This window comes from Anditalea andensis, assembly GCF_000714815.1.
Taxonomy (GTDB): Bacteria; Bacteroidota; Bacteroidia; order Cytophagales; family Cyclobacteriaceae; genus Anditalea; species Anditalea andensis.
The window spans coordinates 602,279-618,435 of record NZ_JMIH01000014.1; the positions used below are offsets into that span (position 1 = coordinate 602,279).

The 16,157-nt window shown below is 40.7% G+C and carries 14 protein-coding genes and 1 tRNA gene; all 15 read right to left on the reverse strand.

Annotated features, from left to right (window positions below; all coding sequences use genetic code 11):
• Position 1: 1 nt before the first annotated feature.
• Positions 2-634, reverse strand: a complete 633-nt coding sequence (gene rplC / locus EL17_RS06285) for a 50S ribosomal protein L3 (RefSeq protein WP_035071520.1) — start codon at positions 632-634, stop codon at positions 2-4.
• A 259-nt stretch (positions 635-893) separates the two neighbouring features.
• Entirely contained in the window at positions 894-1,199 is a 306-nt protein-coding gene (gene rpsJ, locus EL17_RS06290; protein ID WP_014020620.1) for a 30S ribosomal protein S10, read from the reverse strand.
• A gap of 11 nt (positions 1,200-1,210) precedes the next feature.
• Positions 1,211-3,328, reverse strand: a complete 2,118-nt coding sequence (gene fusA / locus EL17_RS06295; protein WP_035071524.1) for an elongation factor G — start codon at positions 3,326-3,328, stop codon at positions 1,211-1,213.
• An 8-nt stretch (positions 3,329-3,336) separates the two neighbouring features.
• A complete protein-coding gene (rpsG, locus tag EL17_RS06300; RefSeq protein WP_035071526.1) occupies positions 3,337-3,804 on the reverse strand; it encodes a 30S ribosomal protein S7 in 468 nt (155 codons plus the stop codon).
• A 19-nt stretch (positions 3,805-3,823) separates the two neighbouring features.
• The gene (gene rpsL, locus EL17_RS06305; protein ID WP_035071528.1) at positions 3,824-4,234 is read right to left on the reverse strand and encodes a 30S ribosomal protein S12; all 411 of its coding nucleotides are present in this window, start codon (positions 4,232-4,234) and stop codon (positions 3,824-3,826) included.
• A gap of 148 nt (positions 4,235-4,382) precedes the next feature.
• Positions 4,383-4,709 (reverse strand): DUF3467 domain-containing protein, encoded by a 327-nt coding sequence (locus EL17_RS06310; protein WP_035071530.1) that lies wholly within the window; start codon positions 4,707-4,709, stop codon positions 4,383-4,385.
• A gap of 64 nt (positions 4,710-4,773) precedes the next feature.
• Positions 4,774-9,084 (reverse strand): DNA-directed RNA polymerase subunit beta', encoded by a 4,311-nt coding sequence (gene rpoC / locus EL17_RS06315; protein ID WP_035071534.1) that lies wholly within the window; start codon positions 9,082-9,084, stop codon positions 4,774-4,776.
• Between the two features lie 51 nt (positions 9,085-9,135).
• On the reverse strand, positions 9,136-13,011 hold the full coding sequence (gene rpoB, locus EL17_RS06320; RefSeq protein ID WP_035071537.1) for a DNA-directed RNA polymerase subunit beta: 3,876 nt from the start codon (positions 13,009-13,011) through the stop codon (positions 9,136-9,138).
• Between the two features lie 155 nt (positions 13,012-13,166).
• Entirely contained in the window at positions 13,167-13,541 is a 375-nt protein-coding gene (gene rplL / locus EL17_RS06325) for a 50S ribosomal protein L7/L12 (RefSeq protein ID WP_035071540.1), read from the reverse strand.
• Positions 13,542-13,589: 48 nt separating this feature from the next.
• The gene (gene rplJ, locus EL17_RS06330) at positions 13,590-14,129 is read right to left on the reverse strand and encodes a 50S ribosomal protein L10 (protein ID WP_035071543.1); all 540 of its coding nucleotides are present in this window, start codon (positions 14,127-14,129) and stop codon (positions 13,590-13,592) included.
• A gap of 2 nt (positions 14,130-14,131) precedes the next feature.
• On the reverse strand, positions 14,132-14,830 hold the full coding sequence (rplA, locus tag EL17_RS06335; protein WP_035071545.1) for a 50S ribosomal protein L1: 699 nt from the start codon (positions 14,828-14,830) through the stop codon (positions 14,132-14,134).
• Positions 14,831-14,840: 10 nt separating this feature from the next.
• Positions 14,841-15,284 (reverse strand): 50S ribosomal protein L11, encoded by a 444-nt coding sequence (gene rplK, locus EL17_RS06340; RefSeq protein ID WP_035071549.1) that lies wholly within the window; start codon positions 15,282-15,284, stop codon positions 14,841-14,843.
• Positions 15,285-15,287: 3 nt separating this feature from the next.
• Positions 15,288-15,845: a transcription termination/antitermination protein NusG gene (gene nusG, locus EL17_RS06345; protein ID WP_035071552.1), complete on the reverse strand. Its 558-nt coding sequence runs from the start codon at positions 15,843-15,845 to the stop codon at positions 15,288-15,290.
• 19 nt (positions 15,846-15,864) lie between these two features.
• Entirely contained in the window at positions 15,865-16,053 is a 189-nt protein-coding gene (secE, locus tag EL17_RS06350) for a preprotein translocase subunit SecE (RefSeq protein ID WP_035072121.1), read from the reverse strand.
• Between the two features lie 15 nt (positions 16,054-16,068).
• Positions 16,069-16,142, reverse strand: a tRNA-Trp gene (locus EL17_RS06355).
• Positions 16,143-16,157 lie beyond the last annotated feature (15 nt).

Sequence of the window (16,157 nt, forward strand, 5' to 3'; positions counted from 1 at the left end):
CTTACTTCTCTAGAATAACGAAAGAATTCTTTGCACCAGGGACAGAGCCACTTACCAGAATCAAGTTCTTTTCAGGATAGATTTTTAGCACTCTTAGGTTGATCACCTTTACTCTATCACCACCGGTTCTGCCAGCCATTCTCATGCCTTTAAATACCCTTGATGGCCAAGAACAAGCTCCAATGGAACCCGGGTGCCTGGCTCTGTTGTGCTGACCATGAGTCTGCCCACCTACACCGGCAAATCCATGACGTTTTACAACACCCTGGAATCCTTTTCCTTTCGATGTTCCGATAGCATCTACGAAATCACCTTCCACGAAAACCTGCTCAGATTTTACAGTTTTACCAAGGTCAACCTGACCTTCAAACTCTACCCTGAAATCTCTGAATTCAACAACCTTCTGTTTTGGAGTGGTGCCGGCCTTTTTGAAGTGCCCCATTAGCGGCTTTGGAGTGTTTTTCTCCTTGCGCTCACCATACGCCAACTGAATAGCATTGTACCCGTCTGATTCAACATTTTTTACTTGCGTCACTACGCAAGGACCAGCTTCTATTAGCGTGCATGCGACGTTACGCCCATCGGCACTAAAAATGCTAGTCATTCCTACTTTTTTACCTATTATTCCAGACATCTTCTGTTATATAATATAAATTTCACTAAGTATTTACACACTAGTGCCCTAAGGGACTGCAAAGTTAGTAATTTATATGCGTTCTACAAATTACAACTTATATATTTTCAAACATTTACGAAAAAATCTCGTATTAACCCATTTAGGAATTATGATTTCGGACTTTGAATTTTGCTAAATCTGAAATCATAAATCTCAAATAAAAAGAAAACCCATCCGCTAGGCGGACAGGTTTTCACTATCTCAATTGAAATCAGGATCAAACTTTGATCTCAACATCTACTCCACTTGGCAACTCGATTTTCATCAAAGCATCCACAGTCTTAGAACTGTTAGAGTATATGTCTACTAATCTCTTATAAGTGCAAAGCTGAAACTGCTCACGCGCTTTCTTATTTACGTGTGGAGACTTAAGAACAGTGAATTTTTCCTTTTTGGTAGGAAGGGGAATAGGCCCAACTACTACTGCTCCTGTAGATTTTACAGCTTTCACGATCTTCTCTGATGACTTATCCACCAGGCTGTGATCGTAAGATTTAAGTTTTATTCTTATTTTCTGATTCATGTTCTAATTATTTAGGCTTTCTCTCCTTTTACTTTAGCGATAACTGCTTCTGCAATATTATTTGGAACCGGCTCATAATGAGAGAAGGTCAATGAAGCAGTAGCTCTACCAGACGTGATCGTTCTAAGATCAGTTATATAACCGAACAATTCCGATAAAGGTACAGAAGCTTTGATGACAGAGGAAGTACCTTTGGTATCCATACCCTTCATCAGACCTCTTCTTCTGTTCAGGTCACCTGTGATAGGACCTGTATACTCATCAGGAGATACTACGTCTACGGCCATGATAGGCTCTAGTAATTGAGGTTTGGCTTTCTTAGCAGCTTCTTTAAATCCGATTCTTGCAGCTAATTCAAAAGAAAGCGCATCTGAATCGACATCATGGAAAGACCCGTGAAACAATCTAACTTTCATGCTTTCAACAGGGTAACCTGCCAAAGGTCCGTTTTTCATTGCTTCAGCAAAACCTTTCTGAATAGCTGGGATAAATTCTTTAGGAATTACACCACCGACTATACCATTTACGAAGTCTAGCCCCTGTTTGATCTCTCCTGTCTCAGGATCTGGATCTTTTGGTCCCAATTCAAATACGATATCTGCAAACTTACCTTTACCACCAGACTGTTTCTTATAAACTTCTTTATGTTCAACACTGCTGTAAAGCGCTTCTTTATACGCCACTTGAGGAGCACCTTGGTTGATTTCAACCTTAAATTCTCTCTTAAGACGATCTATGATGATATCAAGGTGCAGCTCACCCATACCTCTAAGGATAGTCTGGCCAGTTTCGTGGTCAGTGTTCACCTGTAAAGTAGGATCTTCTTCAACCAACTTGGCGATAGCCATCCCTAATTTATCAACGTCAGCCTGTGTTTTAGGCTCAATAGCGTATCCGATAACCGGTTCAGGGAATACCATTGATTCCAATACCACCTTACGTTTTTCATCGCAAAGGGTGTCACCTGTTTTGATATCCTTAAAACCAACAACTGCTCCGATATCACCAGCTTCCAATCTTTCGATTTGATTCTGCTTATTGGCATGCATCTGGAATACCCTAGAAATACGCTCTTTATTACCTGAACGGCTGTTAAATACATAAGATCCTGATTCCAATTTACCGGAATATGCTCTGACAAAGCAAAGACGTCCTACAAATGGATCAGTGGCAATTTTAAATGCCAAACCAGTAAAAGGTTCATCACGGTTAGGCGTGATCAATACTTCTTCTTCAGTATCTATATTTGTAGCATAAATATCAGACTTCTCTAATGGTGAAGGCAATAATTCCATCACCAGGTCAAGCATGGTCTGAACACCTTTATTTTTGAATGAAGATCCACATACCATCGGTACAATCTTCATATCTATAGTGGCCGCTCTAAGAGCAGCTAGTATCTCATCAGCGGTGATGGAGTTAGGATCTTCGAAGAATTTCTCCATCAAAGTCTCATCATAATCTGCTACAGCCTCAAGTAGATACTCTCTATACTCAGCTACTTCATCTAACATATCCTCCGGAATTTCGACAGTCTCAAAGGTCATCCCAAAGTCATGCTCATTCCAAACGATAGCCCTGTTATTGATCAGATCAACAACACCTCTAAATTTATCTTCAGATCCGATAGGAAGCTGCAAAGGAACAGCATAGCTTCCTAACATCTCTTTTACTTGCTTACAAACTTCTAGGAAGTTAGCACCGGCACGGTCCATTTTATTAACAAAACCGATACGAGCTACTTTATAGTTATCAGCTAAACGCCAGTTAGTCTCAGACTGTGGCTCAACTCCGTCCACAGCACTGAAAAGGAAAACCAAACCATCTAGTACACGCAAAGATCTGTTTACCTCTACGGTAAAATCCACGTGACCAGGAGTATCAATGATGTTGATTTGATATTTTTTATCTTTATAATCCCAAAAAACGGTAGTAGCAGCAGATGTAATGGTGATACCTCTTTCCTGCTCCTGTGCCATCCAGTCCATAGTAGCCGCACCATCGTGCACCTCACCTATTTTATGGCTCACACCTGAGTAAAAAAGGATACGTTCTGTCGTAGTAGTTTTACCGGCATCAATATGCGCGGCGATACCAATGTTTCTAGTGAATTTTAAATCTCTTGCCATCTTATAATTTAGAATCTAAAGTGTGAGAATGCTTTATTGGCTTCTGCCATTCTATGCGTATCATCTTTCTTCTTCACAGCAGCACCTTCGCCTTTGGAAGCAGCCATGATTTCACCGGCAAGTCTGTCCATCATCGTCTTCTCACCTCTTCTTCTGGCATAAGTGATCATCCACTTGATACCTAGTGAAGTCTTTCTTTCAGGTCTCACTTCCATGGGCACCTGGAAAGTAGCTCCCCCAACTCTACGACTCTTCACCTCTACAGCTGGAGTTATATTGTTAAGCGCTTTCTTCCAAAGCTCAAGACCGTTCTCACTCATCTTTTCTTCTACTTTAGCTACTGCGTCATAGAAGATTTTGTAAGCAATACTCTTCTTCCCGTCTACCATAAGGCAGTTTACAAATTTGGTGACCAAAGTATCATTAAACTTCGGATCAGGAAGAATATATCTCTTTTTTGGTTTCGCTTTTCTCATTTTTTCTTAATGTTATTTATTATCTTTTCTTTGCCGGAGCTGCTGGGGCACCTTTGCCAGCCTTCGGTCTTTTAGCACCGTACTTAGAACGACCTTGTTTACGGTCTTTAACTCCTGAAGTATCCAATGCACCTCGAATGATGTGGTAACGCACACCTGGTAGATCCTTCACACGACCGCCTCTGATCAATACGATAGAGTGCTCCTGCAAATTATGACCCTCACCTGGAATATAAGCGTTAACTTCTTTTCCATTCGTCAATCTAACCCTAGCCACCTTTCTCATTGCTGAGTTAGGTTTCTTAGGAGTAGTCGTGTACACACGGGTACACACACCCCTTCTCTGAGGACAGGAATCTAAGGCTCTAGACTTAGATTTAGTCTCAAGGGTGGTTCTTCCTTTTCTTACTAACTGTTGTATAGTAGGCATTAACTGATAAAATTTAGTTTTTCCTTACTTCTTTAAACTTATGATTTTTGGACTGCAAAGGTAATCAAAACGTTAAAACAAACAAAATTAAATAGTTATATTTTATTTGTAAGTCCACCATCCCCCGCCGCTATGCTGCAGGTAGAAATTACGCTTCTCCACCAGCCCCACCAAAATTCAATGGAAAATGCGGGGCACCGTTTCCACCATCGATCTTGCCAAAGGCTTGTTCATACTTCTCAATATTATCCTTTAGTGCCGCCAGCAGCCTTTTGGCGTGGTCAGGTGTCATGATGATCCTGGACTTTACTTTGGCTTTAGGTACGCCAGGCATCAACCGGATAAAATCGACGACAAATTCCGAATTGGAATGAGCAATCATGGCCAGGTTAGCATAAATTCCTTCAGCTATTTCCTCGGGGAGTTCTACGTTTATCTGCTGGTCCTGATTAGGTTGGTTTTCTTTTGGATCCATAGTTTCATATATTAAAAAAGGCCTGCTTGGAGACAGGCCTTTTTGTTTATTAATACTTTATATATTATTTAACAGTCTCTTTGGATTTTTTGATGGACTTTTCCTTTTCATTAGAAAGTTTATCATATTCCTCCTGAGAACCTACGATAATGTTTTTAAACCTCCTCTGTCCGGTACCGGCAGGGATAAGGTGTCCAACGATCACGTTTTCTTTCAATCCTAACAGTTCATCTCGCTTACCTCTGATAGCAGCTTCGCTCAAAACTTTGGTAGTTTCCTGGAAGGATGCGGCAGAGATAAAGCTTTCTGTACCAAGGGAGGAAGCTGTGATACCCTGAAGAGTAGGCTTAGAAACTGCTGTTTCTGCATCTCTTACGGCCACGACCTTAAGATCTTTACGCTTCAAGCTCGAATTCTCATCTCTTAATCTTCTGGAAGTAATGATCATCCCAGGTTTTAGCGTACTGCTGTCTCCTGCATCCATTACAACTTTTTTATCAAGGATGTTATCGTTCTCTTCCCTGAATGCCCACTTATCTACTATTTGATTCTGAAGGAATCCTGTATCACCAGCATCAAGTATTTCAACTTTTTGCATCATCTGTGTCACAATAACCTCTATGTGCTTATCATTGATCTTTACACCCTGAAGTCGGTATACTTCCTGAATTTCATTCACCAAATATTCCTGTACGGCAGTAGGACCTTTGATCGATAAGATGTCATTTGGAGTAATGGCTCCATCTGATAGCGGTTCACCTGCACGGATAAAATCATTCTCCTGAACCAAGATATGTTTAGATAGTGATACCATGTATCTTTTCCTAACGCCATCTTTAGATTCAATAAAGATCTCTCTGTTACCACGCTTGATACCACCATAGGTTACCACACCATCAATTTCAGAAACCACTGCCGGATTGGACGGGTTTCTGGCCTCAAATAATTCAGTAACCCGTGGAAGACCTCCGGTAATATCCCTGGTCTTACCGACGGATCTTGGAATTTTAACCAAGATTTGACCCGCCTTAACTTTCTCACCTGCCTCTACAGATAAGTGAGCTCCTACTGGAATGTTATAAGCCTTGGATTCATCACCATAATTTACTTCTACGGCTGGATTTTTGGTTTTATCCTTGGTTTCAATGATTACCTTCTCTCTATATCCGGTCTGCTCATCTGAAACTTCCTTATACGTAATACCTTCAATAATGGCATCAAATGAAACCTCACCGTCAAATTCGGAAAGTATTACAGCATTATATGGATCCCAAGTACAAAGTGAATCTCCCTTGGCTATCTTCTGACCGTCTGTAACATTTAGGACTGCGCCATATGGCACGTGGTTCGAAACAAGTGTCTTGCCGCTTTTGATATCATTGATCTTAATTTCACCCGATCTACCCATAACGATGGCCAAAGCATTACCTTCTTTATTGGTCGTATTGATCCATCTAAGCTCCTCTTCAAACTCAATCACTCCGTCAAATTTGGCATTGATGCTGGCCTCAACAGAGATGTTAGAAGCTGTACCACCTACGTGGAAAGTTCTTAACGTAAGCTGTGTACCTGGTTCACCGATAGACTGAGCGGCAGTTACTCCCACTGATTCTCCGTTCTGCACTATATTACCTGTAGAAAGATTTCTACCATAACACTTGGTACATACCCCTCTCCTGGTTTCACAAGTCAATACAGATCTTATTTCTACTTCGTCTATTGCAGACTCATCGACTCGCTTAGCTAGGTCATCAGAAATCTCTTCACCACCTTCTAATATCAATTCTTCTGTGATTGGATCATAGACATCATGGACAGATACCCTACCCACTATTCTTTCAGATAGAGGCTCTACTATCTCATCATTGTCCTTAAGTGCTGAGACGATAAGCCCTCTAAGCGTACCGCAATCTTCCTCAGATACAATCATATCCTGCGCCACATCTACTAACCTTCTGGTAAGGTAACCAGCATCAGCCGTTTTCAGGGCAGTATCAGCTAGACCCTTACGGGCACCGTGGGTAGATATAAAGTATTCAAGTACATCCAAACCTTCTTTGAAGTTAGATAAAATCGGGTTTTCGATAATCTCACCTACCGAACCCTGAAGGTTTTTCTGTGGTTTAGCCATTAGCCCTCTCATACCGCCCAGCTGCCTGATTTGCTCTCTAGAACCCCTGGCTCCTGAGTGCATCATCATATAGATGGCATTAAATCCTTGTTTATCCTCCTCCATTTGCTTCATCAAGATGGTAGTCAGATTGGAATTAGTTCTGGTCCAGATATCAATAACCTGGTTGTACCTTTCATTATCAGTGATAAGACCCATTAGATAGTTGTTCCATACCTGGTCCACATCTTCTTTGGCCTTATTGATAAGCGGCTCTTTCTCGTCCGGTATGATTACATCATTCAGCCCCATAGATAGACCACCCTGATAGGCCATCTGGAAACCCAGGTGCTTGATATCATCAAGGAACTTGGCACTTCTGGCTATACCGCATATTTTAACTACTTCAGCAATAATCTGCTGGAGTTTCTTTTTAGTCAAAAGCTCATTGACATAACCTACCTGCTCGGGTACGAACTGGTTAAAGATCAATCTGCCGGCGACGGTTTCTATAATCTTGCTTTCCAGCTCTCCGTTTTCATTTCTCACTTTCACTCTACATTTAACAAATGCGTGCTGAGAAATTTTACCTTCATTAAGGGCTATGATCACATCTTCCTCACCGTAAAAGGTCATTCCTTCACCTGCTACCGGCTCCTCTTCAGTAGAACGTTTTCCTTTTGTCACATAATACAATCCAAGAACCATGTCTTGAGATGGTACTGTGATGGGGGCACCGTTTGCCGGGTTTAGGATATTGTGAGAAGAAAGCATTAAGGTAGAAGCCTCCAAAATAGCCTCATGACCTAATGGTACGTGGACCGCCATCTGGTCACCATCAAAGTCAGCATTGAATGCTGTACATACCAATGGGTGAAGCTGAATCGCTTTTCCTTCTATAAGTTTCGGCTGGAAAGCCTGAATACCTAATCGGTGAAGCGTTGGAGCTCTGTTCAATAATACAGGGTGTCCTTTCAATACGTTTTCGAGGATATCCCATACTACCGGATCTTTTCTATCTACTATTTTCTTGGCAGATTTTACAGTCTTTACAATACCTCTTTCGATCAGTTTTCTGATGATAAACGGTTTGAAAAGTTCTGCTGCCATATTTTTAGGCAGACCGCACTCATGAAGTTTAAGTTCAGGACCTACCACGATTACAGAACGGCCGGAGTAATCCACACGCTTACCTAGTAAGTTTTGACGGAATCGTCCCTGCTTACCTTTTAGCATGTCAGATAGTGACTTCAATGCTCTATTACCGTCAGATCTTACTGCATTAACTTTTCTTGAGTTATCGAATAGAGAATCTACTGCTTCCTGAAGCATTCTTTTCTCATTTCTCAAAATCACTTCAGGAGCTTTGATATCGATCAATCTTTTCAAACGGTTATTTCTTATAATAACCCTTCTATAAAGATCATTCAAATCGGAAGTAGCAAATCTACCGCCATCCAAAGGAACCAATGGTCTCAATTCCGGTGGAATAACCGGCACCATTCTTACCACCATCCATTCAGGACGATTTTCGATTCTGGTACGGGCATCTCTGAATGCTTCCACTACTTTAAGCCTTTTCAAAGCTTCCGCTTTTCTCTGCTGAGAAGTATCAGTAGCAGCCTGGTGACGAAGGCTATAAGAAAGGTCATCAAGATCAATTCTTGCCAACAACATTTCGATAGCTTCAGCACCCATTTTTGCGATGAACTTGTTAGGATCATCATTATCAAGCATTTGGTTCTCTTTTGGAAGTTTATCCATGATATCCAAATACTCATCTTCTGTCAGGAAGTCCAGATATTGAAGGCCATCTTCGCCTTTCACACCAGCCTGGATGACAGCATATCTTTCATAGTACACTATCTGATCAAGTTTCTTAGTAGGAAGACCTAATAGATAACCTATTTTGTTAGGAAGGGATTTGAAATACCAGATATGTGCTACAGGAACTACCAATTCTATATGGCCCATTCGCTCACGACGCACTTTCTTTTCAGTAACTTCTACACCACATCTGTCACAGATAATACCTTTATATCTTATGCGCTTATATTTACCACAATGACACTCCCAATCTTTTACAGGACCGAAAATACGCTCGCAGAACAGACCGCCCATTTCTGGTTTGTATGTTCTATAGTTGATCGTTTCAGGCTGCGTCACCTCACCATGAGAGCTGTCCAGAATCGATTCTGGAGAAGCTAAACTAATAGTGACCCTGGAGAAGTCGTTGTTTAGTTTTTTATTTTTTCTGAACGCCATAATTTTTTATTATGTGAGTATGTGAAGGGCCTAGCGGCCCATTTGTTCTATTTAATCCAAAGTGATTTCAAGGGCAAGACCTCTTAGCTCGTGTACCAAAACGTTAAAGGATTCCGGAATATTAGGTTTCGGAAGGTTTTCTCCTTTTACAATGGCTTCATAAGCTTTGGCTCTACCTATGACATCATCGGATTTCACGGTAAGTATTTCCTGCAACACATGAGAAGCACCAAAGGCTTCCAATGCCCACACTTCCATCTCTCCAAAACGCTGACCACCAAACTGGGCTTTACCACCTAGAGGCTGTTGAGTAATTAAAGAGTATGGTCCGATGGATCTAGCGTGCATCTTATCATCCACCAGGTGACCCAGTTTAAGCATATATGTTATACCTACTGTTACCGGCTGATCGAATTTCTTACCTGATAGACCATCATATAAATACGTTCTTCCAAAGGAAGGTAGATTAGCCAAAGCCAATTCGTCTGCTACTTCTTCCATAGTGGCTCCATCAAAGATCGGAGTCGCATATTTCTTATCCAGCACTCTACCTGCCCATGCAAGGACTGTTTCAAAGATCTGACCGATGTTCATCCTTGAAGGTACACCTAGTGGATTCAATACGATATCCATAGGGGTGCCATCTTCCAAGAATGGCATATCCTCATCTCTTACTATTTTCGCTACAATACCTTTGTTACCGTGACGACCAGCCATTTTATCCCCAACTTTCAGTTTACGCTTTTTAGCCACATAAACTTTAGCCATCTGAACAATACCTGCCGGTAATTCATCCCCTACTTCAAGAGTAAATTTCTCTCTCTTAAATCTACCTGATATCTCATTTCTAGTATTGGTATAATTTTTAACCAATTGCTGGATTAGAGAATTAGTATGGGCATCTTCAGTCCAGTCATCTAAGATGATATCTGATATAAGGTTAGCTTCTTCAGGTACGTTATAGTTACTTTCGTCTCTATAAGGGTTTTTGGCTGGGAATAAGTTCTGCTCAATGTTTTTATAATTGAACTTCACTCCTTTGCTCACAATCTCATCACCAAACTTATGCTTCACTCCCTGAGAAGTCTTACCATCCAGTAGTGTCATCAACTTATTGATCATTTTGGCTCTTACACCTAATAGATCCTTGGCATAGATACCTTTCAGTCTTTCGACTTCTGCTTTAGACTTAGCTCGGAGATCTTTATCTTTCTTAGGTCTGCTGAATAGTTTGGTTTCGATTACCACGCCATTTAATGATGGAGATGCTTTCAATGAAGCATCTTTCACATCACCAGCTTTATCACCAAAGATAGCTCTCAATAGCTTCTCCTCAGGAGTTGGATCCGTTTCACCTTTAGGTGTAATCTTACCGATGATGATATCACCTTCTTTCAGCTCAGCGCCGATTCTTATGATACCGTTTTCGTCTAGATGTTTTACAGCTTCTTCAGATACGTTTGGAATTTCAGAAGTCAATTCTTCCTCACCTCTTTTAGTATCTCTGACTTCAAGCTGGAACTCCTCTACGTGAATAGAAGTGAATACATCTTCCCTTACTACTCTCTCAGAGATAACGATCGCATCCTCGAAGTTATAACCCTGCCAAGGCATGTAAGCTACCATTAGGTTTTTACCCAGGGCCAACTCACCGTTATTGGTAGAATATCCTTCTACTAAAACCTGGCCTTTGGTTACACTCTGTCCTTTTAAAACCAGAGGAGTTAGGTTTATAGTAGTATCCTGGTTGGTTCTTCTGAACTTGATCAGGTCATATGTTTTATATTCGTCACTGAAGTTAACCAATAGTTCATCAGATGATAAATCGTATTTGATTACGATTTTCTTTGCATCTACATAATCTACTATACCGTCTGCTTCAGCTATGATCAGTGATCTGGAGTCAACAGCTGCTTTGCCTTCAAGGCCTGTACCCACGATAGGAGCTTCAGCTTTTAACAAAGGAACTGCCTGACGCTGCATGTTTGATCCCATCAAGGCTCGGTTAGCATCATCATGCTCCAAGAATGGAATCAATGAAGCGGCTACTGATACAATCTGATTGGGAGCGACATCCATGTAGCTGATCTCCTTAGGCTCCAATACGGGGAAGTCACCTTCAAACCTTGCTTTTACACGCTCATTGATAAATGTTCCATTATCATCTAACGGTGCATTGGCCTGAGCGATGTTATTATCATCTTCTTCTTCAGCGGTTAGATAAACGATATCCTCGCCCACCATATTCACTTTTCCATCGGCTACCTTTCTGTAAGGAGTTTCTAGGAATCCCATTGAGTTCACTTTAGCGTGAACACATAGAGAAGAGATAAGACCGATATTTGGTCCCTCAGGAGTTTCAATGGTACAAAGACGGCCGTAGTGGGTGTAGTGAACATCTCTTACTTCGAAACCTGCTCTCTCTCTGGAAAGACCTCCTGGCCCTAAGGCTGAAAGTCTTCTTTTGTGGGTCAGCTCCGCTAGCGGATTAGTCTGATCCATAAACTGAGAAAGCTGGTTGGTACCGAAGAAGGAATTGATCACAGAAGAAAGCGTCCTGGCGTTGATCAAATCCACTGGCTTGAAATCTTCGTTATCACGTACGTTCATTCTTTCGCGGATGGTTCTGGCCATACGGGCCAAACCCACACCGAACTGAGAATATAACTGCTCTCCTACTGTTCTTACTCTTCTATTGCTTAAGTGGTCAATATCATCGACTACTGCTTTGGAGTTGATTAGACCAATAAGGTACTTTACGATATTGATAATATCTTCTGTAGTAAGAACAATCTTATCAGAAGCGATATCAAGACCTAATTTTTTATTGATTCTATATCTACCTACTTCACCTAGATCATAACGTTTGTCTGAGAAAAACAATCCGTGGATCACTTCCCGGGCAGTCGCCTCATCTGGTGCTTCGGTATTTCTTAATTGCCTATAGATAACTTCCACTGCTTCTTTTTCAGAGTTGGAGTTATCTTTTTGCAATGTGTTATATATAATAGAATAATCAGCTACATTTACATCTTCTCTATGAAGGATGATGCTCTTGGAGCCTGATTCCAAGATAAGATCGATGTCTTCGTCAGTAAGAATAGAGTCTCTTTCTAACAGGACTTCATTTCTATCTATTGATACTACCTCGCCAGTATCTTCATCCACAAAATCCTCTACCCATGTTCTTAGCACCCTTGCAGCTAGCTTTCTGCCACTTACTTTCTTAAGGGCTGCTTTGGTAGAAGGTACTTCCTCAGAAAGGCCAAAAAGGTCCAGTATCTGTTTATCAGATCCATAGCCTATAGCCCTTAACAAAGTGGTAACAGGAAATTTCTTCTTACGGTCAATGTAAGCATACATCACATTATTGATATCTGTAGCAAATTCTATCCATGAACCTTTAAATGGAATGATTCTGGCTGAATACAATTTGGTACCATTAGTATGTTTACTTTGAGCAAAGAATACACCTGGAGATCTGTGCAATTGGGATACAATCACACGCTCTGCACCGTTGATTACAAAAGAGCCCTTTTCGGTCATGTAAGGAAGATTCCCAAGGAATACTTCTTGCTCAATTGTTTCAAAATCCTCATTATCCTCATCTGAGCATAATAGTCGGAGTTTTGCTTTTAAAGGAACAGAATAAGTTAACCCTCTGTCAATACTTTCAGAAACGTTGTATTTGGGAGGATCTACCGCGTAGTCAATGAATTCAAGGGTAAAGTTTTCTCTGGAATCACTAATAGGGAAGTTTTCAGAGAATACCTTGAAAAGACCATCCTGTCTTCGTCTTTCTGCAGGAGTATCCAGCTGGAAGAAATCTTTAAAAGATTGAAGCTGAATATCTAGGAAATCCGGATAGTCTTTGACTACCTTAATAGATGAGAAACTTTTCCTTTCGGTTTGATTCTGGATAGCCAAGGCAGTATATGTTTATAGTGATAATAAATAACTAAATACGACAAAAGTCGCTTAGAATAGTGCAATTAATAAACTGCGCACAAACAGGAAAAGACCTGACTTTTACAGTCAGGTCTATTTTCATAACCTTTACCTAATGGGAAAGGTTATTCAAATTATTTAAGCTCAACTTCAGCTCCAGCTTCTTCAAGTTGCTTTTTAAGCGCCTCAGCTTCGTCTTTAGATACACCTTCTTTAACAGCTTTAGGTGCGCTATCTACTACTTCTTTAGCCTCTTTAAGACCAAGACCAGTTAATTCTTTAACAAGTTTAACTACAGCCAGCTTTGCTCCACCAGCAGCTTTCAAGATTACGTCAAAAGAAGTTTTTTCTTCTTCAGCAGCATCAGCTCCACCGCCACCAGCTACCATAGTAGGTGCAGCTGCAGCAGGTTCGATACCATACTCATCCTTCAATATAGTGGCTAACTCACTAACCTCTTTAACAGTTAAATTTACTAACTGCTCAGCGAATGCTTTAAGATCTGCCATTGTATTATTATTTTAATTGATTGTTTTTAAAACTAATTGAATTATTTTTTATGATTCTCTTTCAGAAAGAGTTTTAACTAGCCCTGCGATAGTATTCTGACCATATTGAAGGGCAGATACCACATTCTTGGCAGGAGAAAGGAGTAAACCGATTACATCTCCTACAAGTTCTTCTTTAGATTTAAGTGTAGATAGTATTTCTAGATTTTTTTCACCTACAAATAAATCTGAATCTAATGAAGCACCTTTGAAAACTGGTCTAGTTTCTTTTTTACCTAATTTTTTTCTGAAGTCGAGTATTACTTTAGCAGGAAGATTTGCTGTCTCAGTAGAGAACATGATTCCTGTAAAGCCTTTAAGTGTTTTTTCAGAGAAGTCAGCATAATCAGTATCTAAGTTTTCCAAAGCCTTGGCTACAAGGGTGTTTTTATAAACTTTATACTCGATGCCTTTCTCAAAACACATTCTTCTGAAAGCATTTACCTGAGCAACGCTGAAACCTGATGCATCTGTGATATAGAAATGCGGAGTTTCTTTTAACTTCTCGGTAAGACTTTCGATTACTATTTGTTTTTCCTCTCTAGTCATAATTATATACCTTGAATACTCCCTTTATCGATTGCAATTCCAGGAGACATTGTGCTAGACAAATGTATACTCTTGAAATACGTTCCTTTAGAAGATGCAGGCTTTAACTTAGAAATGGTAGCGATAAGTTCCTGAACATTGGCCTGAATTTGTTCAGGCCCGAAAGAAACTTTACCCACGCTGGCGTGAATGATACCAAATTTATCTACTTTAAAGTCTATCTTACCAGCCTTAACCTCTCTCACAGCCTTAGCTACATCAAGGGTTACCGTACCGGATTTAGGGTTAGGCATCAAACCTCTAGGGCCCAATACTCTACCTAATCTACCGACTTTTGCCATGACGTTAGGCATAGTGATGATGACATCAATGTCCGTCCATCCACCTTCGATTTTGGCAATATAATCGTCTAATCCAACATAGTCTGCTCCAGCTTCTTTAGCTTCCTCTTCCTTTTCAGGAGTACAAAGTACTAGGACTTTAATGTCCTTACCTGTACCGTGAGGTAAAGCTACGACTCCTCTGACCATTTGATCTGCCTTACGTGGATCTACGCCCAAACGAACGTCGACATCTACGGAAGAGTCAAACTTAGTCAAAGTGATTTCTTTCACAATTGAAGAAGCCTCAGCCAGGGAGTACTGTTGGCTTGGGTCGTATTTTGAAAGAGCTTCTTTTTGCTTTTTTGTTAACTTAGCCATTTTTATTTATTTATTCCTCCCAAGGAGCTTTTCCTGAAACTGTGATTCCCATACTTCTGGCGGTTCCAGCGATCATTTTCATCGCGGAATCCATTTTAAAAGCATTTAAGTCAGGCATTTTCACCTCGGCAATTTCTTTTACTTGATCCCAGGTCACAGAACCTACTTTCTTTCTGTTTGGTTCAGCTGAACCACTTTTGATCTTTGCTGCCTCAATCAGCAAATTAGCTGCAGGAGGTGTTTTTACCACAAAATCAAAAGACTTATCAGAATAAATCGTGATAAGAACAGGAAGGACGGTCCCCATTTTTTCCTGAGTCCTAGCATTGAATTGCTTACAGAACTCCATGATGTTCAAACCCTTGGAACCAAGGGCTGGACCAACCGGAGGAGATGGATTTGCCTGGCCACCTTTAACCTGTAATTTCAGATAACCAGTAATTTCCTTAGCCATTTCCTAGTCTTGTTTTTCTACTTGCATAAAATTTAATTCGACAGGTGTATTACGACCGAAGATCTTGACCATAACATTCAATTTCTTCTTGTCTTCAAACACCTCTTCTATTGTACCCGAGAAACCACTGAAAGGACCATCCATTACTTTAATGGTCTCTCCAACTATATATGGCGTGTCAGCTTTCTCTGCAAACTCATCAATCTCCTCAACTCGTCCTAAGATCCTGTTGATTTCAGACTGACGTAATGGCTCAGGGGTTTTGGAAGCCCCCCCTTGGTTTGACCCTAAGAAACCGATTACACCCGGGATACTCGTAATTACGTGATTGGCCTCACCATTGGATAAATCCGCATTGACCAGTACATATCCTGGAAAGAAATTCCTCTCCCTTACACGTTTCTTGCCATTGCGCATTTCGTAAACTTTTTCAGAGGGGATCAGAACTTCGGGAATAAATTCCTCAATCTTCTGACGGGCGATCTCGTTGTCTAAATATGTTTTAGCCTTTTTTTCCTGCCCGGCTACCACTCTAAGTACGTACCATTTATGTTCAGCCATTCGTAATTTTGATTCTCAATTAAAATAAATCATAAAACCATGTCATCAGGTTCTCGAAGCTGATATCTATAGCACCTATTACCAATGCAAATATCAAGGAGGCCACAAGAACCAAAACAGCGCTGTTTTGAAGGGATGAATACTTTGGCCAAGTGACCTTGTTCTTCATCTCATCAATAGATTCAACAACAAAATTCTTTACATTCATGATCTTAAAATTTAATGGCACGGGCAGAGAGATTCGAACTCCCATCAACGGTTTTGGAGACCGCTATTCTACCATTGAACTATGCCCGTGTATATAGGTATGCC

Bases quoted from the DNA above. Each gene is read 5' to 3' on its own strand.
- rplC (WP_035071520.1), bottom strand. From the start codon at position 634: ATGTCTGGAATAATAGGTAAAAAAGTAGGAATGACTAGCATTTTTAGT.
- rpsJ (WP_014020620.1), bottom strand. From the start codon at position 1,199: ATGAATCAGAAAATAAGAATAAAACTTAAATCTTACGATCACAGCCTG.
- fusA (WP_035071524.1), bottom strand. From the start codon at position 3,328: ATGGCAAGAGATTTAAAATTCACTAGAAACATTGGTATCGCCGCGCAT.
- rpsG (WP_035071526.1), bottom strand. From the start codon at position 3,804: ATGAGAAAAGCGAAACCAAAAAAGAGATATATTCTTCCTGATCCGAAG.
- rpsL (WP_035071528.1), bottom strand. From the start codon at position 4,234: ATGCCTACTATACAACAGTTAGTAAGAAAAGGAAGAACCACCCTTGAG.
- EL17_RS06310 (WP_035071530.1), bottom strand. From the start codon at position 4,709: ATGGATCCAAAAGAAAACCAACCTAATCAGGACCAGCAGATAAACGTA.
- rpoC (WP_035071534.1), bottom strand. From the start codon at position 9,084: ATGGCGTTCAGAAAAAATAAAAAACTAAACAACGACTTCTCCAGGGTC.
- rplL (WP_035071540.1), bottom strand. From the start codon at position 13,541: ATGGCAGATCTTAAAGCATTCGCTGAGCAGTTAGTAAATTTAACTGTT.
- rplJ (WP_035071543.1), bottom strand. From the start codon at position 14,129: ATGACTAGAGAGGAAAAACAAATAGTAATCGAAAGTCTTACCGAGAAG.
- rplA (WP_035071545.1), bottom strand. From the start codon at position 14,830: ATGGCTAAGTTAACAAAAAAGCAAAAAGAAGCTCTTTCAAAATACGAC.
- rplK (WP_035071549.1), bottom strand. From the start codon at position 15,284: ATGGCTAAGGAAATTACTGGTTATCTGAAATTACAGGTTAAAGGTGGC.
- nusG (WP_035071552.1), bottom strand. From the start codon at position 15,845: ATGGCTGAACATAAATGGTACGTACTTAGAGTGGTAGCCGGGCAGGAA.
- secE (WP_035072121.1), bottom strand. From the start codon at position 16,053: ATGAATGTAAAGAATTTTGTTGTTGAATCTATTGATGAGATGAAGAAC.